Below are 21,949 nucleotides of genomic sequence, written 5' to 3'. Positions count from 1 at the left end.
TGGAAATCCAACCGACTTTTATTTTATAATTTATTAATTTCCCATAAAAGAGAATATTGCAAATGAAACTCCTGCAGATAAGGCCACAGATATAAGGATATCTACAATATTCACACCGCTACTACTTTCTGAAACTTGTGAAATTGCATTTTTATTAGTTTCAACTTGTTTTGATAACTCAGATACGCTGTTTTCAACTGTTGAAACTTGTGATTCCAAGTTTGATATATCACTTCTATTTTGATCAACTAAATCAAAATTGCTTTCTAAATTATTAATCTTTCTTTCCATTTCAGAAATACTCATTGAATCAGATTTCATATCGATTTTTGAATTTAAATTTGCTAACAATGTATTAATTCTTTCTAATTCGTTTGCATTGTTTTCAACTTGAGAAGATACACTGTCTAATCTTTTACTCAAATTATTATTGCTCGATCCCATTGCGTTCATGTTTTCCATTGCAGTATTAAGATCATTTTCCAATTTGGAAATTCTTGAAGTTAAATTGGAAACAGTATTTTGATTAACTGATGACGAATTCATACTGCTTATTTTTCTTTCTAATTCATCAATTTTTGTAGTTGTATATCCCAATAATTCGTACGAGCTTTCCAATTCATTTACTTTACCTTCAAGATCGCTTACTCTCAAGTCCATTGAGTTAACCAATTCAGATAAATTATTTAATTGAGAAGAACTGACAGAACTTTGAGTCGTATTTAAAGAAGATAATTTACTTTCTAAGTCAGCAATTTCTTGTGCTAAAGGTGAAATCATATTTTCTTCAACATAATCAATTGTTCTGGAAACAGTTAATGTCAATTGATACCTGTTCACATTTTCCATGCCTTTAAACGTTCCATCTGGATATCCTTCCAAAATTCCAATATCACTAACTCTTTGTACAGCGTCATAAGCCCAATGATTTATAGGTACATCTTTATATTCTGCACTAAATGAAACAAGAGCCAATGAAACTATTAAAATAGCCGCAAGTATCTTTTTCACACAATACACCCCCAATAATTTTTATTATCTATTACTATTTTATCATAAAAGATGGTAAAATAGTAATGTTCTATAAAATCTAAAAAATATAAAATATCATTGTAATTCTAAAATAATTACTTAAAAATAACTTAAATATATATGTTGTTCCGGAGGTGTTTTTGTGTTATTGAAAAGATCACACACATGTGGAGAACTCAACGCTGAATATGAAGGAAAAGAAGTTATATTAAATGGTTGGGTTCATATAATTAGAGATTTAGGGGGAATAAAATTCATTCTCTTGAGAGATAGATACGGAAAAACTCAAGTATATTTTGATCCAAAAGAAAACAAAGAATTGTACGACAAAGCGTTAAAGCTTGGAAACGAATATACCGTAGCAATAAAAGGCGTTGTAAGAAAAAGGCCAGAAGAAGCTATTAATCCAAACATGAAAACTGGTGAAATAGAAATTTCTGCGACAGAATTGGAAATACTTTCTGAATCTGATACACCACCAATCTATGTAAATAAAGATGAAGAAGTTTCCGAAAATTTGAGATTGAAATACAGATATTTGGATCTCAGAAAAGAAAAAATGCAAAAAAATCTTTTAATAAGACATAAGTTCATGCAAGCTTCTCGAAAATATTTATCTGATAATGGATACCTTGAAATTGAAACTCCATTTCTTACAAAATCAACCCCAGAAGGGGCGAGAGACTTTGTAGTTCCGTCAAGGATTAAAAAAGGTAATTTCTACGCATTACCACAATCACCACAAATCTTCAAACAGTTGTTGATGGTTTCAGGAATGGACAGATATTTCCAGATTGCAAGATGTTTTAGGGACGAAGACTTTAGAGCGGATAGGCAACCAGAATTCACTCAAATCGATATAGAGCAATCTTTTTCTGATAAAGAAGATATCTTCAAAATGGGAGAAGAATTGATCTCTTATGCTATTGAAAATTCAACTGGTGAAAAGATTGAAACTCCATTCAAAAAAATGAGTTACCAACAAGTCATGGACTTATACGGTAGCGACAAACCAGACACAAGATACGGAATGCAACTTATAGATATCACAGGATATTTCAAACAAACAGAGGCAAAATTCTTAAAATCTATTATAGACGACGGTGGAGTGATCAAAGGGTTTGTTATAGAGGGAAAAGCTAAGGAATACTCAAGAAAAAAATTTGATGAATTAACAGACCTCGCCAAACAATTTGGAGCTTCAGGTTTAATTTGGATTGCAAACAAAGAAAATGAAGTAAAATCAACAATTAAAAAATTAGCTTCAAATGAGATAGATACAATTATTAAAGATGGTATAATTTCACAAAATGGAGTAATGCTAATAGTAGCCGGAGAAAAAAACAAAACTAATAAAATATTAGGTCATTTGAGAGAAAATCTTATAAAATCAGAGTTTGAAAAGAAAAATGGATACGATATTTTATGGGTTACTGATTTCCCTATGTTCTCTTGGAATGAAGAAGAAAATAGGCTCGAGTCAGAACACCACCCTTTCACAATGCCTAATCTTGAAGATTTAGAGAAATACAGTGATTCTGACCCATTAAAGATAAAATCAGAGTCTTATGATTTGGTTATAAATGGTTATGAAATGGCCAGTGGAAGTGTAAGAATTCATAGGAAAGATATTCAACAAAAAGTTTTTGAAATAATAGGTTTAGATGAAAATGAAATAAAAGATAAATTTGGATTCCTATTAGAAGCTTTCCGTTTTGGGCCACCACCTCATGCAGGTATTGCTTTTGGGATGGATAGATTAATAGCAGTTTTATCTGGAGAAGATTCAATAAAAGAAGTTATAGCATTCCCAAAAACAGCAACTGGCTCAGACCCAATGAGTGAAGCGCCTTCTAAGTTAGGAAATAATCAGCTTAAAGAACTGGGCATTAAGTTAGATGTTTAAAATATTATATTTTTAGGAGGGGTAATATGGATTTTGTTATAACATTTGAAGAAATAGAAAAATCATTCGTGGTAAAAGTTTCTGGTGATATCGACGCATACCATTCTGCAACATTCAAACAAAAAGTTATGGAACATATGAATAATACAGATAAAAAATATATCGCCTTAGACATGTCTGATGTTTCCTACATTGACTCAGCAGGTTTGGGATCTATTGTTTCACTAATCAAAGAATCAAAAAAATCTGAAAAAGAGATTGTTTTGGTTTCTCTTAAAAAACAGATCAAGAAAATCTTTGAAATGACAAAATTAGACAAAATAATTAGAACTGAAGATACATTAGAGAGTATCTAATAGAAAGGATTGAAAATTTTGATACATATAGCCATTGATGGACCCGCTGGATCCGGAAAGTCTACAATAGCAAAAAAAGTCGCTAACAAACTCAATATTAAATACTTGGACAGTGGTGCTTTGTATAGAATAATAGGATACTTTTTTAAAGAAAAAAAGAATACCTTGGATGAAAATACAATAAAAGAAACCCTTGACAAGCTATCAATATCTTTAAAAGATGATTTTTACATCGTTAACGGTGAAAAAATCGATAAACAAATTAGAACAGCAAATTCAGGGAATTACGCTTCAACAGTTGCAAAAATTCCAGAAGTAAGAGAAAAAGTAAATCTGATTTTAAGAAACATTTCTGAAAAAATGAGTACAGTTATAGATGGTAGAGATATTGGAACTGTTGTTTTACCAAACGCAGAATACAAATTTTTTCTTACAGCCTCTGCTGAAGAAAGGGCTAAAAGAAGATTTAACGAGCTAATAGAAAAGGGCGAAGACGTTAATTACAATTTGATATTAAAAGAGATCAAAGAAAGAGATTTCAATGATACTACAAGAAATATTGCACCATTAAAATGTGCTAAAGACGCAATAGAAATAGATACCACTTCAAAAAACATAGATGACGTCTTGAAAGAAATTTTGAATTATATCGATGGTGATTTTGATGAAAGTAAAGGTTGCTGAAAAAGTTGGTTTTTGCTATGGTGTAAACAGGGCATATAACAAAACCAACGAAATGCTAAAAAAGGACAATAAAAAAACTTATCTTTTTGGCGAATTAGTTCATAACAAAATCGTTGTTCAAAACTTAAAAAACTCTGGGATAAACATATTTAAAGATATAAACAAATTACCTACAGATTCAAAAACTTCAAAAGTTATAATAAGAGCACATGGAATAACTCTTGAAGAAAGAAGAATATTAGAGGACAATTTTGACGAAGTTATAGATTTGACATGCCCTATAGTAAGCAACATGACTTCTTTCGTAATAAAAAAACAAAAAGAAGGTTATTTTATTGTTGTTTATGGTAGTAAACAACATCCAGAAATGCGAGCACTAAAGGGTTCTGTTGATCAAAGTAAAATAAAAATCACAAAAGATATTCACAAAGAAAACTACAAAAAAGTGTGTATTGTATCTCAAACCACAGTTGACATAAAATCATTTAAAAATTTTTATACGGAATATCTTAAAACAAATGACTTTTCTGATATAATTATAAAAAACACTATATGTATCGAAACTTCAAAAAGAGAAATTGAAGCAAAAAAAATAGCTAATTGGGCTGATAAAGTTATTGTTTTGGGAGGGAAAAATAGTTCCAACACAAAAAAATTAGTCAACATTTCAAAAACTATAAACGAAAAAACATTACATATAGAAGAAATTGAAGAATTAAAAAACAAGGATCTATCCTGTGAAAAATTAGGTATACTTACTGGTACTTCAACAGCAATTTGGACTTTAAAAGAACTAACTGAATATTTGAAAAATAAGTATTCAGCAGAAATTTTAGATTAATCTCAATATTTCTTAATATATAAGGAGGCTTCACTTAATGAGCGAAAAAACTTTTGAAGAATTACTTCAAGAAGAGGAAATTAACGAACTGAAAAAGGGTAAGGTGTTAGAAGGAACTGTTTTTGAAAAAGATGATGATGGAATATGGGTTGCTTTAGAAGGAGCAACTGGAGATGTTTTTGTTAGAAGTGACGAGCTTTTAAAAAATATTTCTGAATATAATACAAACGACAAAATTACCATAAAAGTAGTAAAAACAAATGATGCAGAAGGTTTTAACACTGCATCTGAAAAAAGAGCTAAAGCTGAAAAAATACTTGATGATATAGAAGAAGATAGCATAGTAAATGCTAAATTTAACCAAAGACTAAAAAAAGGATATGAAGTGCTTATTAATGATGCAGTAAGAGCTTTCTTACCAGGTTCTTTATCGTTATTAAGGCCAGATGATCCTATGCCAGAAGGGAAAGTTAAAGTCGAGGTTATTTCAAAAAGAGGCAGAAAATTAGTTGTTTCAAGAAGAGGAGTTAAAGAACAGGCAATCAAAGAAATTTACGATGAGTACAAAGAAAATATGGTTGTAGAAGGAATTGTTGAATCAGTTAAAGATTTTGGAGCTTTTGTTAAACTAAACGATCACGTAACTGCTTTAATTCCAAGAAGCGAAGCAAACTGGGACAAAGTAAATGACATCCACGAAATTTTGTCTGAAGGGGACAAAGTTAGAGGAGTTATCATCAATTTGGACAAAGAAAACAAAAAAATATCAATTTCTTTAAAACAAATGAAAGACGATCCTTGGGAACATGTTGAAGATAAATTCCCTAAAGGAACTATTCATAAAGGAACCGTTACTAAATTATTCCCATTTGGATTTACAGTTAAATTAGATGATGGAATAGAAGGATTAGTCCATGAATCTGAAGTTTTCTGGGCTAGAAAAGGTAGAATTACAGATGTTGTATCTTTAAACGATGTTGTAGAAGTAAAAGTTTTAGACATAGACAAAGAAAACAGAAGAATGAGCTTGAGCTATAGAGAAGCTATTGGAAATCCTTGGGAAGATATTGACGAAAACTATCATGAAGGAAACGTTGTAAAGGGTACTGTTGAAAAAATTCTCCCTAACGGTGCTATAATCAAGTTAGAAGAAGGTTTAACTGGGTTCTTACATGTTTCAGAGTTGTCTTGGAATTTTATCGACAACGTCGAAGAAGCTCTTAAAGAAGGCGAAAAAGTTCAAGTGAAAATATTGAACATAGATAAAGATAATAAAAAAATAAAATTATCTATAAAACAGGCAAAAGAAAATCCTTGGAAAAAAGTTTCCGAAGAGGTAAAAGTTGGAGACACTCTTAAAGGTAAGATCACAAGGTTTGCTGGAAAAGGTGCTGTGGTTTTAATAGATGATTATGATGTTGAAGGATTTTTACCTGGTGCAAGAGCAACCGAAGAAAAAGTTGAAAATATTGAAGATGAATTGAATATCGGAGATGAAATTGAAGGAAAAGTATTAAACATAGAATTTGAAAATGATGAAAAAAGAGGAAATTTAATCATTTCAGTATACGATTTGATCAAAGAAAAAGAGAAAGAAGAAAGCATTAAAGCAATGAAAGAAATGAACGAAGATATAGAAGACTAGATTAACCGGGAGTGATCATCGTGTCAAAACCATTAGTTTTGATAGTTGGTAAACCTAATGTAGGTAAATCAACACTTTTTAACAGAATTATCGGAGAAAAAAAAGCAATAGTTTTAGATCAACCGGGTGTAACTAGAGATCACATATATGGAGAGGCACGCTGGGAAAAGCGTGCCTTTACCTTAGTTGATACATGCGGTATTTTTGAAGATCCGGAAGAAATTATAGCAAAACAACAAAAAGAAGCTGTGATAAATTCTATGAAAGAAGCTTCTTTAGTAATTTTTGTTGTTGATGGGAAAAATGGTGTTACTTCTGAAGATTTTCATATAGCTGACTTTTTAAGAAAAGCCGGAGTAGATGTTTTAATGGTTGCCAATAAAGCAGAATCTTATGAAAAATATAAGATAGAAATCAAACCAGATCTTTATGAATTTGGTTTTGGAGAGCCTATTCCTGTTTCTGCTGAGCATAATGGAAATATTGAAGAACTAATGGAAGAAGCCATGAAAAAATTAGAGAATAGAGGATATGACTTATCTGATGAAGAAATAGAAAATGATGATGAAATCATAAAAGTTGCCATAATAGGTAAACCAAATGCGGGTAAATCCTCTCTATTCAACAAAATACTTGGTATGGAAAAAGCTATTGTTTCGGAAATTCCAGGAACAACAAGAGATGCTGTTGATGAAATAGTAGAAATAGATGGCCAAAAGTATAAATTTATGGATACAGCTGGTATGAGAAAGAAGAAAAGCGTTGAATACGGTTCTATAGAAATGTATTCAATCATACGAACAACAAGAACTATAGAAAAATCTGATATAGTAGTTATATTAGTCGATGCATTAGAAGGAATAACCCAGCAAGATAAAAAAATAGCTGGCATAGCTGAAAATAGAGGTAAAGGAACTATAGTAGCATACAATAAATGGGACTTAGTCGACCACTCCAAAGTAAATATGAAAGAAGTTATGCAAATATTTGAAAAAGAAATGTATTTTATTTACTACAGTCCTTTAATTTTTACTTCAGCTGTTGATGGAACTGGAGTGCCAAAACTTATTGATTCCATAAAAAGAGTCCAAAAGTCAAGAGAGCTTAAAGTCCAAACGAGTGTTTTAAATTCAGCTCTCGAAAGACATTTAATGGTTTCTCCACCTCCTATTAGAAAAGGAAAAAGAGTTAAATTTTATTATGCAACACAGGTTGGAGTTAAACCACCTGTTTTTACTTTTTATACAAATTACCCAAAAGAAGTTCCCAATTCATACAAACAAAGTTTGAGAAATATGATTAGAAAATATATCGATCCTTTTGAGGGATCACCCTTATTCTTAAAATTTGAAGAAAGAAGAAAATGAGGGGGTTAGTATTATGTTGTTATTTTGGTTAATACTTGGATATTTTGCTGGTTCAATACCCTTTTCTTATATAGTTCCTAAAATGAAGGGCGTTGACGTTAGCAGAATAGGTAGTGGTAATGTTGGAGGCACAAACGTTCTAAGAAGCATGGGACCAGTAATTGGTATAAGTTGCATGTTGTTAGACTTTTTTAAGGCCTTCATACCTACTCTAATAGCCTCTTTGATTTATGAAGATGCCTCTTGGATTCCTCATTTAACATTACTGGCCGCGGTAATTGGTCACGACTTTTCCATATGGTTAAAATTTAGAGGTGGAAAAGGAGTAGCTTCTACTGTGGGTGGATTTTTTGCATTGAATCCTTTGTTAGGAATAATATTTTTTATAATCTGGTTCTCTTTAAATTATATGTTTAAATACGTTTCTCTTGCATCTTTAGCAGGACTTTTAGCAGGAGGTCTTTTTGGTTTCTTTTTTAGTTTTCAAACAGGTTTTATATTTACTCTTTTATTTTTTTTGAGCCTATGGAAACATAGAAACAACGTAAAAAAAATCATAGCCGGAGAAGAAACTATTACAGACATAATAAAAATACTTTCTGAGGGGTTTAAGAAATGAAAAAAAGTTTATTAATATCTTTTTCTTTATTATTTATTTTAATAGGGGTTTCAGCAGAACTTTCGAGAGGGGAGCAAAGATCAAGAGAAATATTTTCTGAAAGTTTGGAACTATTGTTTTCTGAACAAAAGTATGAGGCAAGATTAAAATTAGACGAGGCTATGTCTGGTGAAGTTTATATTGAAGACATACCAAAATTTTGGTATTATGCTGCAAAATTAGATACCCAATTAGGACGTTTGGACAGAGCCCGTGAAGACCTGCAAAATATATTTTTATTCTCTGGAATAAATCAAGAAGCAGAAACTCTTCAAAAGTTTATTGCATCTTTAGAAGAATTTTCTGTGTCAAATTTTTCTACTCCTACTTTCTATGAAATAGAAACTCAGAAAAACATTGTTGACAGTTTTGAAAAATACTATACAATAAACGATTCAATAGTTTTTAACTCAAATATCTACACTCTGGATTCTCAAAATAAAATCATATACAAAAAATCCAACGAAGAAGAAAAATGGATAAGACTTCCTCAAAACCAAAAATTTTATAATATGTCTAAAGATAAAAATTTAAATAGAATATATATAAGTTCTGACAAAGGAATTTATTTTATAAACAGCTACTCAAAAAATATAACTATGGAAACAGAAAGTTCTACTCCTTCTGAATTAGATCCAAACATAGAAAACATAGTTAAGCCATTAATCGTAGATTACAACCTATTTATTCTGGATACAGACAAAATAGGCAGAATTTATGCTTATGACCCTGAAAATTCAAACATAAAGGTAATTGGGTATGATGGAACAATTCTCAACGAAATCTCTATACCTTTGACAAGTATCATAACTGCGGGGACTGTTTTAAATAACACACTTTATACTTATGATTTGAAAACAAACAAAATTCAAAAATACGATATTCTAAAAGAAAAATTTGTTGATGAATTAATTTTGACAGAAAATATCAAACCAATTTCTATTTCCGTGCTTCCTTGGAATAAGCCTATTATATCTACTTATAGTGGTTTTTATGAATTGGACATGGAAACTAAATCTTATAAACCAATTACCTTAGATTCGATGAGCGAAGAATTTCAAGGCCTTTTTAAAGTTGATAATGGATTGGGTGTTTTTTCAGATTATAAGAATTATTCTGTTAAAATTAACAGACTGTACCATGACAATATTGAAAATTTATATACTTTAAACCTATATGGTTTAAATTTTGACGTAGAAACTTATAGCGTAACTGCAAAAATAGAAATTACGGATATCAACGGGATAAAAATAGATATGATCAACAAAAACTTATCCGTTGTTGATTCAGGTGGAAGAGTCCCTTTCAACATATTAAAAACTTATTCAATTCCAAATATAGAATCATACGAAAACCTTGAAGAATTCATGAATTATGGCGTAGCACAATCAGAAACCGATTCCTTCATAATTATTGAGGGTTATTCTGATGTAGATATTGGTCCAGAAGAAATCGCCCCAATAATATTATCTTCAAACAGATTATTTTTCATCACAGATGAATTAGAAGTAGACGACAGCATTAAGAATTTTATAAACTCTTCTGGTGGCCTCATAATCTCCAGAAAATATTCTGATTATTTGAAAAAATATGTTTCTAATTCATATAAACCTATTGACTTTATATCTTACAAATTAACTCCACCAATTATTTCAGGTATAAAACAAACATCTGTAAATTACAATTTACCCAAAAAAACATTAACCGACTCACTTTATTACTATACAGAAGGTGTTGGAAGTGGAGAATAATGAAGCGCTAAAATTTAATAAAATTGGAACAGAATTGATGAATGAAAAAAAGTATGAAAAAGCACTGGAATACTTCTTAAAATCTATTTCTGTAGATCCTGATAACCCCGTTTATTACCACAATGCCGGTGTTTGTTTGATGATCGAAGAAGAAAGAGAAAGAGCAATATCTTTGTTTAAAGAGGCAATTAGAAGAAATATAGAAATAGAAGAATCTGTTTATTACTTGAGTAAATTACTGTACGAAACAAAGAAATTTGAAGAACTTATAAATTTAAAAATAAACATAAAAAATTCATCTTATTTGTATGAAATATCCATCGACAAAGCTAAATCTTTAATAACCTATGGAAGAGCAGATGAAGCCTTAAAGATTATAAACCAATTAAAAATTAATGGCTTTGCAACTCAAGAGTTAGACTTACTTTATAATATGATAAAAAATAAAATTTGAAAGAGGAGGTTTCCCCGTGAAAAAGTTTGGTGTACTATTATTATTAATTGTTCCCTTATTGGTTTTTTCATATTCAGTAAGAATAGGAGATTCAATTGGAGTTTGGGTGTTTGGCTATGAAGAATATTCTGCTTCTAATTTAGTCGTTGGTCCTTCTGGTGAAATAACACTACCTCCAATTGGAAGAATTGAAGTAGAAGGAAAGACAATAGACGAGATAGAAGATATTCTATCTGAAAAAATGTCAGAGTTTGTAAAAAATACAAGAATCACAGCTGGAGTAACTAATTACGCCCCTTTTAAAGTGAATGTTTTGGGAAACGTTCCAAGAAACGGCATGTTGGATATTAAAAAAGAACAAATAAAACTCTCTGAATTGATATCAATGGTTGGCGGCATTAACAATCCAGAAAAAACAGATCAAGCAATAATAAGAGATTTTAATGGAAACGAAAAAATAGTTGATATATCTTGGCTTTTAAAAGGTGAAAGAGGGGAAGACCCTTTTATTGAAGAAAATTCAATGGTAATATTTCCCGTCAATTACGACAAAAAAGTCAATCTTTTTTCTGAATTTGGAACTCAATCAATAGATTATTACGATGGTTTGACTTTAAAAACAGTTTTGTCAAATATTAACATTCCTATTGATAATGTTGACGATAATTTAGTGTTAATAAGAGACTCAAATTATTTAAACTACTCAATTGACAAAATAATCAAGGAAAAAGATGTTGATTTAAAATCTGGTGATACCATCATATTAAAAAGAATTGAAAAATACGCTTACGCTTTATTAAAAGAAAAAACTATAAAAGTCACATTTGAAAAGGATGAGGCTATGAATGTTAAAAACCTCATAGCAAAAGTTCAAATGAATCCACAATATATAGAAAAAGTGACTAAAGACAACAAAGACCTCAATTTAGAAACAGAGATAAAAACAGGTGATTTTATAAACATAATACCTGTTGAAAATCAAATTTATCTATCGGGCTCTTTTGTAAATACAGGGAAAATTGCTTTTGACGTAAATACTGAAATAACAATACCAAAAATACTTTCCGTTGCAAAAGGTTTTACTCCTGAATATTCTGGCAAACTAATAGAAATAACAAAAATGGGTAAAACTAAAGTTTATGACATTAATCCTATGAATATATCTGAATACACTGATATAAAAGTAAACTCAGAATCTACTTTAATTGCAGAGTCCGAGGAAAGATTAGCTTATATCATGGGGGAAATATCGACATTAGAAACTTACACACTCAACGATACATTATACGACCTACTATTCAAATACGATTTATCTGAATCTTACGAAATAAAATACAAAACTGAAACCACTGAAGGGACTTTAAAAGGTTCTGACATAGAAAAACAAAAAGCCGTGGAATTGTCTGGAAAAGTCATGATCAGTATTAACAAAACAAAGACAGATTCTGTGATTTATTATAAATCTGGTGATTCAGGTGCTATAACCAAAAAAGAAGTAACTTTGATGGATATTTTTCAGGCAACCGGTGGATTTGCACCATCAAGTCAAGGAACAATAAAAGTGTTCAAAAACAACCAATTAATTTCGGAATACACAGAAGATGATGTAAAAAACAACCCATTGACAAAGGTAGAAAAAGGTAGCTATGTCGTTGTTCAGCCTAATTTAGACTATTCTTATATTGTATTGATGGGGAGTGTTCAACCCAAAAACATTAGAAGTGATATACCTGTAAGTTTAGTCGAAATATTGGCTGGATCAGGATTTAACTGGGATTATCAAGAAAGTGTTTGGATATATACAGCAAATGATGAAAAAGTAGAAGTAGAAATACAAGACATAGAACAAATAAGAAATACCATGGTTGCACCTGGTTCAATTGTATATGTGCCTACTATACAGGATCAACTTATTTATGTTCTTGGTAATGTATCAAGGCCTGGACCTGTTGCTTATACAAAAGAAATCACTTTGTTAGACGCTGTGCTAAAATCTGGAAACGCTACAAAAGCTGGAGACCTTAAAAATGTTTACCTTTTCAAAGACGGCGTGGAAAATCCTCCAGTTTCATTGGACATTTCTGGAATAATAAAGGCAAACCCAATACAGTCACCAATGAATCCAAAACTAAAACCAGGAGACATAATTTACATTCCTCAAAATGGACTTGCAAGTATAACAGAAATAATGAGCACCGTTTCAACATTCATGGGATTTATAAACTCGAGCGTTGATACATATCAAAACATAAATTCATTATTTTAATAATAATTAAAAAAGCAGGAGAAAATTTCTCCTGCTTTTTTATACGAATTAAGATATCACTTGATATATTAATTACTTCATGAAACATAATTAAAAATTATTATTAAAAATTAGCATATCAAACCTTATTATTAACTTATTTTTAATAATATCCAATTCATATTTTAAGAGAATATGATATAATTATCATATTGATATATTTTTATGCTATATGAATTGAATTTTATGATTAAATAATTTTTATATAGGGGTGAAAAAAATGGCAAGAAGGCCAAATCCAAAACTCAGAGAAAAGAGAAAAATGGAACTAATTGAGTCCATAATAAATATAATTAATGAAAACAGCATAAGTTCTACTACAACCAGAAAAATTGCAAATGAAGCTGGATTAACAATAGCTTCATTACATTATTATTTTGGTTCTAAAGATGGAGCAATGGTAGAAACTGCAGAATACATTTTGGAATCTTGGATTAGAGAAGTATTTGAAAAACCGGGGGATATAGAAGATATGATTTTAGACTTATTCAACCCTCCAGATAAAATGGCTGCATTTTCGCAGATTATAACTTATCCGTATAGATCTAAGGTTACTCTCAATAACATTCAAAAAGTAGATGAAGAATTCAACTCAGTAATCAAAGATATTTTAAGGGCAAGGGGACACGATGTTGATTCATCATTCACTATAGCAGATGTGATAAAAACCTTCTTAATTGGTTTAGGTTTTAAAGGATATGTTTATCCTGAAGTAATCAACGATGAAGTTAAAATGGTAATAGAATTTCTCGATTTAAATAAAGAAAGAGAATAAGAGTGCGAATGCACTCTTATTTTTTTAGTTCACAGTTAGTTAAAATATTCACTATATAAAATTTAAACTTGACTTTATATATCGGAAATAGAATTAATATAGTATGTAAATGTGTAGTATAGTGTTTATCAACTTCATTTTAGGAGGTATTTATATGTTTAAAGAATGGAATGGCTTTAAAGGTGAAAAGTGGAAGAAAAATATAGATGTAAGAAATTTTGTTCAAGAAAATTACAGTGAATATACAGGAGACCATAATTTTTTGGAAGGTCCGACAGAAGATTCCAAAAAAATTTGGAATGAATTGAGTGAAATGTTCAAAAAAGAAAATGAAAATGGTGTATATGACACTGAAACCAAAATACCTTCTCAAATAGATGCATATGGGCCAGGATATATAGATAAAAAGTTAGAAAAAATAGTTGGATTACAAACAGACGCCCCCTTAAAAAGAGCTATTTTCCCAAACGGTGGTTTGAGAATGGTAAAACAAGCGTTAGATGCCTACGGATACCAATTAGATAAAAACACAGAAGAAATATATGTCAAATACAGAAAATCTCATAACGATGGAGTCTTTTCTGCTTACACAAAAGAGATCAGAGATTGCAGAAGATCAGGTATTGTTACTGGTTTACCAGATGCATACGGAAGAGGAAGAATAATTGGAGACTACAGAAGAGTGGCTCTATATGGAGTAGATTATCTCATCCAAGAAAAAGAAAGAGTGCTAAATGAAAAGTATGATAAATACGAAATGGATGAAAAACTAATAAATCAAAGAGAAGAATTCACAGAACAAATTCAAGCTTTTAAAGCATTAAAAAGAATGGCACAATCATATGGTTTTGATATTTCAAAACCTGCTAAAAATGCTCTCGAAGCTGTTCAATGGATATACTTTGCTTATTTAGCTGCTGTAAAAGAACAAAATGGGGCTGCGATGTCTCTTGGCAGAGTTTCTACATTTTTAGATATTTACATAAAAAGAGATATGGAAGAAGGACAGTTAACCGAAAAAGAAGCTCAAGAACTGATAGATCAGTTTGTTATAAAATTAAGAATCGTTAGATTTTTAAGGACCCCTTCTTACAACGAACTTTTCTCAGGAGATCCAACTTGGGTTACAGAATCTCTGGGTGGAATGGGTGTTGATGGAAGAAGTCTTGTAACGAAAACATCTTACAGATTTTTAAATACATTGTATAACTTAGGTCCTGCTCCAGAACCAAACATGACAATTCTTTGGTCAGAAAAATTACCAGAAAATTGGAAGAAATTCTGTACAAAAGTCTCTATAGATACATCAGCCCTACAATACGAAAACGATGATTTGATGAGATGTGATTTTGGAGACGACTACGGAATAGCTTGTTGTGTATCTCCAATGAAACTTGGAAAACAAATGCAGTTTTTTGGAGCAAGAGTAAACCTACCAAAAGCTTTGCTTTATGCTATAAATGGTGGTGTAGATGAAATATCTGGTGCACAAGTTGCACCAAAATACGAACCTATAACTTCTGAATATTTAGAATACGATGAAGTAAAAGAAAAATTCCAAAATATGCTTAAATGGCTGGCAGGAGTTTATGTAAAAGCATTGAACATAATACACTACATGCATGATAAATATTCTTACGAGGCTATTCAAATGGCTTTACACGATCCAGAAGTAATCAGAACAGAAGCATTTGGAATAGCCGGATTATCCATAATAGCCGATTCATTAGCAGCTATAAAAAATGCAAAAGTAAAACCTATTAGAAATGAAAAAGGTATTGCCATAGATTTTGAAATAGAAGGAGATTATGTTCCTTTCGGAAACAATGAAGACGAAACAGATCAAATTGCAATTGACATAGTTAGATATTTTATGGATGAGCTCAGAAAGCACAAAATGTACAGAGATGCTATACCAACTCAATCTATACTAACAATAACTTCTAACGTTGTCTATGGTAAAAAAACAGGTAGTACCCCAGATGGAAGAAAGGCTGGAGAACCTTTCGCACCTGGCGCAAATCCAATGCATGGTAGAGACAAAAGAGGTGCTCTTGCATCATTATCTTCAGTTGCCAAACTTCCATTTGAAGATGCCAACGATGGAATTTCATATACATTTGCAATAACTCCATCTACATTAGGAAAAACAGATGATGAAAGACAAGAAAATCTAATATCACTCCTGGATGGCTATTTCACCCCAGACGGAGGGCAACATTTAAATGTCAATGTTTTCAAAAGAGAACTACTGGAAGATGCCATGGAACATCCAGAAGAATATCCACAATTAACTATAAGGGTATCTGGATACGCCGTTAACTTTGTAAAACTAACAAGAGAACAACAACTTGACGTTATAAAGAGGACTATATCATCAAAAATATAAAATAAAAAGAAGTGATTTTTATGGATAAATTAATAGGGGAATTACATTCTTTTGAATCACTGGGAACAGTTGATGGACCAGGATTAAGATTTGTAATATTCATGCAAGGCTGTCCATTAAGGTGTAAATTCTGCCATAATCCAGACACATGGAAAATAAATGAAGCAAAATATCATAGATCCCCTGATTTTGTTTTAGAACACGTCTTAAAATACAAAAACTTTTTAAAAAGGGGTGGGGTGACAATCACTGGTGGAGAGCCTTTCATGCAGCCAGAATTCTTAAAAGAAATATTGAAAAGGTTAAAAAAAGAAGGCATACACACAGCAGTAGATACCTCAGGATACATTTTCAACGAAAAAGTAAAAGAAATTCTGGAATATGTTGATCTAGTACTACTAGATATAAAAGCTATAAGAGAAAAAACATACAAAAACATTACCGGTGTCGAACTTAAACCGACAATCGAATTTGCAAAATATTTGGATAAAATAGATAAACCTGTTTGGATAAGACATGTTCTTGTACCAGGACTGAATATGGACTTTGAAATGATAGAAGAATTAGCTGATTTTGTTAGTACTTTGAAAAATGTTGAAAAAGTAGAACTTTTGCCTTTTCATCAGATGGGAGAACATAAATGGAAACAAGTGGAAGAGAAATATGAATTATCCAATACAGAACCCCCAAGTGACGAAGACATGGAAAAAGCAAAAGATATATTCAAAAAATATGAATTAAAAGTATAAAATGAAATCCCAAGCGTGAGCTTGGGATTTTGTTTTTGTTATGCTATGAAAAACATCGTTATTAAAGGAATTGAAATAATTGAAAACAAGGTACTTATAAAAACCGTCTGAGAGGCAAGCTCTGCGTTCCCTTTATATTCCTCCGCAAGTATGGCGGAATTTGCAGCTACGGGCATGGCAGATAGCAATACTGGTACACCAAGAAGATATACTCCGCCCACAAAATTCTTCAAAACAAAATAAATAACAAGTGGAACTAAAAATAATCTAAAAATCATTATTATATATACTCTATAATTGCTGAATATTTTATTTATTCTAACTTTTGCAAGTAATCCCCCTATGACAATCATTGAAAGAGGTGTTGTTACCGAACCAAGTAAATCCAAAGAACCAGTAATTGCTTTAGGTAAATTAATATTCAAAGAAAATAGAATAAATCCAATCAAAACTGCTATTACTCCAGGATTTATAAGTAATTTTGGATTAATTTTTGATTTTTGACCTTGCTTTGAAGATAAAAATATAATACCTATCGTGAAAACTAATAAATTAAAAGGAAGATTAAATATAGCTGCATAAAAAACTCCTTCTTCACCAAAAACAGCTGCAGTAACAGGATATCCCATAAAACCAACATTTGAAAACATAATGGCGAATTCAAAAACCCCTAATTCATAAGGTCTTGATCCAATAATTCTTGGAAGAAGTAACGCTAAAATAAAAGTAATAGAATAAACAGAAATCGATATTAGCAATATCTTACCAAATTTTTCAGCTAAGTCAGGATTATCATTTCCAATCATACTTCCAATAATCATAGCTGGAAGTGTTATTTTTAAAATAAGATCAGATAATCCTTTAGTTATCTTATCATCAAAAATATTTATTTTTCTTGAGATATATCCTACAATTAAGAGTATAAATAAAATCAATATCTGATTGAAAATAGAACTATAATCCATAATAACCTCCTATATATTGGCGATAGGTATATTATATCAAAACTATATTTCCGATTCTTTATAAGGCTCAATATGAATATTTATATGTGTCTCATCTCCAAATTCATTTTTTAATTTATTTTCTAATATATCTGTTATTTCATGGGCTTTTGTTATAGATAAACCTTTATCCACCAAAATATGGAATTCAACAGAAATCTTATTTCCCAAAGCTCTTGTTTTTAATTTATGAAAATCCTTTACACCATCAGTATTAAAAATAATATCTTCTATTAATTTAATATCTTTTTCCTCAATAGCAACATCTAAAAATTCATTAATAGATTGCATTAATATTTCTATCCCAGCTTTAAAAATAAAAACAGTAACTATTAAAGCAGTTATTGGATCAAGAATAACAAATTTATCCCCTAAAAGAATAGCCATTCCTATACCAATTAAAGCTCCAATAGATGAAAAAGAATCTGTTCTGTGATGCCATGCATTTGCAATAATTGCCTTTGATTTTATCTTTTTACCAACTTTTAAAGTATATCTATATATCCATTCTTTTGAAATTATAGAAATTAAAGCTGCAAAAAAAGCAATTAATCCCGGAACTTCTATAACCTCTCCATTAATTATATTTATTATTTTATCTACACTGCTAAAAGAAATGCCTATACCTACTCCTATAAGCATTATAGAAATAACAAATGAAGTTAAAGTTTCAAACCTTTCATGTCCATAATTATGATTATCATCAGCTGGTTTATTTGAAATTTTAAACCCAAAAAACACCATTATATCTGAACCAAAATCAGACATAGAATGTATTCCATCTGCTATCATAGCACTTGAATTACCTAAAAAACCTGCTAATAATTTGAATACTATCAAAATAATATTCACCAAAAAACCTGCAAAAGTCACTTTATAAGCTTCTTTTTGTCTATTCATATTTCTTCCACCTCTTTAATATGGTTAACAGCTTGTTTGAAAATTTCAGAAATATGTTCATCTAAAGAGTAATAATTCTTTCTTCCATCTCTTCTTGAATAAACAAATCCAGATTGTCTTAATATTCTTAATTGATGCGAAATAGTTGTTTGATTTTTATCTAAAACTTCTACAATATCACTGACACATAATTCTTTTTCACTTAAAATATTAATTATTTGAACTCTTGTTTCATCACTAAATGCTTTAAATAAATCAGCAACTTTAAACACTTCGTATTCGTTTAAATTCATAAAATCACCCCTTATATATGTGCATATGCACATATATTATACCATTTTTGTTAAAAATATTTATATCTATAATATATTTTATGTAAAAAAAATAGTTTGATTTTAATATGATATAATTTATATATGACATAAATTATCCCAATTAGAAAAGAGGTGTTTTATATGAAAGAAAATTATAAAAAATTAACCCCAAAAGAAATATCTGTGATAGTTAATAAAGGTACAGAAAGACCGTTTACTGGAGAATATGACGAGTTTTTTGAAAAAGGAACGTACATCTGCAAACAATGTGGACTTCCACTATATAAATCAGAAGACAAATTTAATTCTGGTTGTGGGTGGCCAAGTTTTGATGATGAGATTCCAGCAGCAATCAATAAAAATGTAGATGCAGATGGAAGAAGGACAGAAATCACATGTGCCTATTGCGGGGCTCATTTAGGCCATGTTTTTCATGGAGAACATTTAACAAACAAAAACATAAGACATTGTGTTAACTCTATATCCATGGATTTTATACCAGATGGAGAAAAAATAAAGTATAACAGAGCTATTTTCGCTGGAGGTTGTTTTTGGGGAGTAGAACAACTTTTCAAAGAAAAAGAAGGTGTAGTAGACACAAGAGTAGGTTACACTGGTGGAAGAACTAAAAACCCAACTTATGATCAAGTCTGCATGGGATTCACTGGTCATGCAGAAGCTGTTGAAGTGATATACGATACAGAAAAAACAAGTTATGAAGAACTAACTAAATTGTTTTTTGAAATTCACGATTTCACACAAAAGAATAGACAAGGTCCAGATATTGGAAAGCAATACAGATCAGCTATTTTCTATACAGATGAAGAACAGAAAAAAACAGCAGAAAAGATAATAAACGAGTTAGAAAGCAAAGATTTCAATGTTGAAACAAAAGTAGAAGAAGCGTCTACTTTTTACGTTGCTGAAGAATATCACCAAGATTATTATAAAAAAACTGGTAAACAACCATATTGTCACTATAAAAGAGAAGTTTTTTAGATTAAAATTGTCATGGAGGTGGGAACATGAAAAAAATACTATTTTTATTATTAGCACTAACCATGACAATTTTAGTTTTATCAACAGAAATTTTTTACACCGTTGGGTTTGATGACACTTTGTATTCTATATCAAAAAGGATAAACATACCCTTAAACAGAATTATTGAAAAAAACGACCTAAAAGAGCCTTATACTATCAAGCCTGGGCAAAAATTAAAAATAAATGAAGTTCAGGAAAGAGATTTTGATTTTATCTTTTCTAAACCAAATGATAAGATAATCGAACTTTTTTTCAACCATTTTTATCAAATTGCCCATCATAATTTCGAGTATGAGATAAGAGAAGACTTTATGTATAACTTAACCAAACTCTTGTATGATAATGGTTATAATAAATTTGCAGATAGTACAATAAGTTTAATTGTTGACCAAAATCACAAAGAGAAAGCACTCCTTTTAAAATCATTTACAGCTGTAAAGAGAAATAATATACACTCACTTTTAAAACAGTTAAACGAAATAAACAACGAAGATATAAAAAGAAATTTAGAGTATACTTTATCTGATTTATTATTAAAATCGGGATATACTGAAATAGCGATTGATTTTAGAAAAAGAAGTGTGGGTAAAGATTCAAAAAAAATAATTTTAAATCAATTAAGTTATAAAAATAATGATTTTTACTTAATAAAAAAGCTTATAAACAACAATGAATACGAAAGTTCATTTCAAATTTTTTCAAACAATATTTTAACTGAAAATTTATCCCCAGAAAAGTTGTTGTCTGTTATGGATATTTTTATAGAGATGATAAACAATGAATTTATAATCAATAATCATAGAGAAGATTTTAATAAAATATTAGTGATAAGTTGGCTTATGATATGAACAGTCTTGATTTGATGAGTATTAAAAATCAGTTAGAAAAAACATATGACTTTAAGATAGATGATATAAAATACATAAGAAGCATGATAGGGCATGTTTATACCCTAGAAAATGAAAAGCATAAATTTATCTTAAAACTAAACAGACCAAATAATAAAATTTCAGCAATCCAAGCAACAGAAATAATAGAATATCTTAATGAAAATGATTATCCCGTTGTTGAACTCGTAAAGACTAGAAATAATGAAAATTATTTTGATTTTAATACAGAAGAAGGAAAATATATTGGTTTTGTTTATTATTACGTGGAAGGGAAAGAACCAAATATAGAAAAAGAGGTAAAACAAATCGGTCAACAAGTTGGTTTGTTTCATAACCTTATGAAAGGTTATGAAAAACCAATAATCCATAGGAGTAAAGAATTTTATATAGATAGATTTATAAAGATTTTAATTAAATCAGATTACGATAAAAACAAAATAGAAGAACTTAATGGTTACGGAAAAGAACTTTGGGGGAAAATGGAAAAATCAGAAAATGGAGTTTGTCATGGTGATCTTCATTCTGGAAATATGTTCCAAAAAAATGGTAAGTATATACTTTTTGATTTTGACACATCTTCATACTCTTTTCCCGTAATTGATGTGGCAACACTTTGTGATACAGCCAATTTCAACAATTTAATTGAAAAAGATTTTGATAAAATCATGAAAAGGTTTGAAAGTTTTTACAGTGGGTATATTAAAGAAAGAACTCTAGAATATGAGGATATAAAAAATATTTTTAGCTTCATACCAATAAGACATTACGAACTAATAGCCACAATTACCATTAATCAAAAGAGTGGGTTACAAAAAGAATTTCTAGACCAACAACATGAATGGATATTGAAATGAATAGAACTATGCGATAAAAAATATAGAAGTCTTT

The 21,949-nt window shown here is 30.1% G+C and carries 20 protein-coding genes; 16 read left to right on the top strand and 4 right to left on the bottom strand.

Annotated elements, in window-relative coordinates; all coding sequences use genetic code 11:
* Nucleotides 1–33: 33 nt before the first annotated feature.
* On the bottom strand, nucleotides 34–1,011 hold the full coding sequence (locus BLS00_RS04170) for an S-layer homology domain-containing protein (protein WP_167848912.1): 978 nt from the start codon (nucleotides 1,009–1,011) through the stop codon (nucleotides 34–36).
* A gap of 169 nt (nucleotides 1,012–1,180) precedes the next feature.
* Here BLS00_RS04170 and aspS point away from each other — a divergent pair, with 169 nt between their 5' ends.
* The 13 genes from aspS to pflA all read left to right on the top strand — a co-directional run bounded on the left by aspS (nucleotide 1,181) and on the right by pflA (nucleotide 16,912).
* Nucleotides 1,181–2,938 carry an aspartate--tRNA ligase gene (aspS, locus tag BLS00_RS04165; RefSeq protein ID WP_167848950.1) on the top strand — a complete coding sequence of 586 codons (1,758 nt, stop codon included), beginning with the start codon at nucleotides 1,181–1,183 and terminating at the stop codon, nucleotides 2,936–2,938.
* 26 nt (nucleotides 2,939–2,964) lie between these two features.
* A complete protein-coding gene (locus BLS00_RS04160; RefSeq protein ID WP_091403081.1) occupies nucleotides 2,965–3,294 on the top strand; it encodes an STAS domain-containing protein in 330 nt (109 codons plus the stop codon).
* Nucleotides 3,295–3,303: 9 nt separating this feature from the next.
* A complete protein-coding gene (cmk, locus tag BLS00_RS04155) occupies nucleotides 3,304–3,978 on the top strand; it encodes a (d)CMP kinase (protein WP_205742377.1) in 675 nt (224 codons plus the stop codon).
* Nucleotides 3,959–4,819 (top strand): 4-hydroxy-3-methylbut-2-enyl diphosphate reductase, encoded by an 861-nt coding sequence (ispH, locus tag BLS00_RS04150; RefSeq protein WP_167848911.1) that lies wholly within the window; start codon nucleotides 3,959–3,961, stop codon nucleotides 4,817–4,819. Before cmk ends, ispH begins: the two co-directional genes overlap by 20 nt.
* 37 nt (nucleotides 4,820–4,856) lie before the next feature.
* A complete protein-coding gene (locus BLS00_RS04145) occupies nucleotides 4,857–6,464 on the top strand; it encodes a S1 RNA-binding domain-containing protein (protein WP_091403079.1) in 1,608 nt (535 codons plus the stop codon).
* A gap of 20 nt (nucleotides 6,465–6,484) precedes the next feature.
* A complete protein-coding gene (der, locus tag BLS00_RS04140) occupies nucleotides 6,485–7,831 on the top strand; it encodes a ribosome biogenesis GTPase Der (RefSeq protein ID WP_091403077.1) in 1,347 nt (448 codons plus the stop codon).
* A 13-nt stretch (nucleotides 7,832–7,844) separates the two neighbouring features.
* Nucleotides 7,845–8,450, top strand: coding sequence for a glycerol-3-phosphate 1-O-acyltransferase PlsY (plsY, locus tag BLS00_RS04135; protein WP_091403076.1), 606 nt, complete (start codon nucleotides 7,845–7,847; stop codon nucleotides 8,448–8,450).
* Entirely contained in the window at nucleotides 8,447–10,240 is a 1,794-nt protein-coding gene (locus tag BLS00_RS04130; protein WP_091403074.1) for a hypothetical protein, read from the top strand. The genes plsY and BLS00_RS04130 overlap by 4 nt, the downstream gene beginning before the upstream one ends.
* Nucleotides 10,230–10,694: a tetratricopeptide repeat protein gene (locus BLS00_RS04125; RefSeq protein WP_091403072.1), complete on the top strand. Its 465-nt coding sequence runs from the start codon at nucleotides 10,230–10,232 to the stop codon at nucleotides 10,692–10,694. Before BLS00_RS04130 ends, BLS00_RS04125 begins: the two co-directional genes overlap by 11 nt.
* A gap of 16 nt (nucleotides 10,695–10,710) precedes the next feature.
* Nucleotides 10,711–12,960: a polysaccharide biosynthesis/export family protein gene (locus tag BLS00_RS04120; protein ID WP_091403070.1), complete on the top strand. Its 2,250-nt coding sequence runs from the start codon at nucleotides 10,711–10,713 to the stop codon at nucleotides 12,958–12,960.
* 259 nt (nucleotides 12,961–13,219) lie between these two features.
* Entirely contained in the window at nucleotides 13,220–13,774 is a 555-nt protein-coding gene (locus tag BLS00_RS04115; RefSeq protein ID WP_091403069.1) for a TetR/AcrR family transcriptional regulator, read from the top strand.
* A gap of 154 nt (nucleotides 13,775–13,928) precedes the next feature.
* Nucleotides 13,929–16,163 carry a formate C-acetyltransferase gene (pflB, locus tag BLS00_RS04110; RefSeq protein ID WP_091403067.1) on the top strand — a complete coding sequence of 745 codons (2,235 nt, stop codon included), beginning with the start codon at nucleotides 13,929–13,931 and terminating at the stop codon, nucleotides 16,161–16,163.
* Between the two features lie 20 nt (nucleotides 16,164–16,183).
* Nucleotides 16,184–16,912, top strand: a complete 729-nt coding sequence (gene pflA, locus BLS00_RS04105; protein WP_091403066.1) for a pyruvate formate-lyase-activating protein — start codon at nucleotides 16,184–16,186, stop codon at nucleotides 16,910–16,912.
* A 38-nt stretch (nucleotides 16,913–16,950) separates the two neighbouring features.
* Here the strand turns inward: pflA and BLS00_RS04100 are convergent, their stop codons facing one another.
* The 3 genes from BLS00_RS04100 to BLS00_RS04090 are packed head-to-tail and all read right to left on the bottom strand — an operon-like array spanning nucleotide 16,951 to nucleotide 19,109.
* Nucleotides 16,951–17,877 (bottom strand): AEC family transporter, encoded by a 927-nt coding sequence (locus BLS00_RS04100; RefSeq protein WP_091403064.1) that lies wholly within the window; start codon nucleotides 17,875–17,877, stop codon nucleotides 16,951–16,953.
* Between the two features lie 42 nt (nucleotides 17,878–17,919).
* Nucleotides 17,920–18,816, bottom strand: a complete 897-nt coding sequence (locus tag BLS00_RS04095) for a cation diffusion facilitator family transporter (RefSeq protein ID WP_091403063.1) — start codon at nucleotides 18,814–18,816, stop codon at nucleotides 17,920–17,922.
* Complete coding sequence (locus BLS00_RS04090) at nucleotides 18,813–19,109, bottom strand: ArsR/SmtB family transcription factor (protein WP_176759837.1); 297 nt, start codon at nucleotides 19,107–19,109, stop codon at nucleotides 18,813–18,815. The genes BLS00_RS04095 and BLS00_RS04090 overlap by 4 nt, the downstream gene beginning before the upstream one ends.
* A gap of 162 nt (nucleotides 19,110–19,271) precedes the next feature.
* On the opposite strand from BLS00_RS04090, the gene BLS00_RS04085 reads away from it, so the two are divergent.
* The 3 genes from BLS00_RS04085 to BLS00_RS04075 are packed head-to-tail and all read left to right on the top strand — an operon-like array spanning nucleotide 19,272 to nucleotide 21,915.
* Nucleotides 19,272–20,129 carry a bifunctional methionine sulfoxide reductase B/A protein gene (locus BLS00_RS04085; protein WP_091403060.1) on the top strand — a complete coding sequence of 286 codons (858 nt, stop codon included), beginning with the start codon at nucleotides 19,272–19,274 and terminating at the stop codon, nucleotides 20,127–20,129.
* Between the two features lie 26 nt (nucleotides 20,130–20,155).
* Entirely contained in the window at nucleotides 20,156–21,019 is an 864-nt protein-coding gene (locus BLS00_RS04080; RefSeq protein ID WP_091403058.1) for a LysM peptidoglycan-binding domain-containing protein, read from the top strand.
* The gene (locus tag BLS00_RS04075) at nucleotides 21,004–21,915 is read left to right on the top strand and encodes a phosphotransferase enzyme family protein (RefSeq protein ID WP_091403057.1); all 912 of its coding nucleotides are present in this window, start codon (nucleotides 21,004–21,006) and stop codon (nucleotides 21,913–21,915) included. The genes BLS00_RS04080 and BLS00_RS04075 overlap by 16 nt, the downstream gene beginning before the upstream one ends.
* The last annotated feature ends 34 nt before the right edge of the window (nucleotides 21,916–21,949 follow it).

Origin of the sequence: Geotoga petraea, assembly GCF_900102615.1 — a bacterium.
GTDB lineage: Bacteria > Thermotogota > Thermotogae > Petrotogales > Petrotogaceae > Geotoga > Geotoga petraea.
This window is presented reverse-complemented; position numbering and strand designations above follow the sequence as displayed.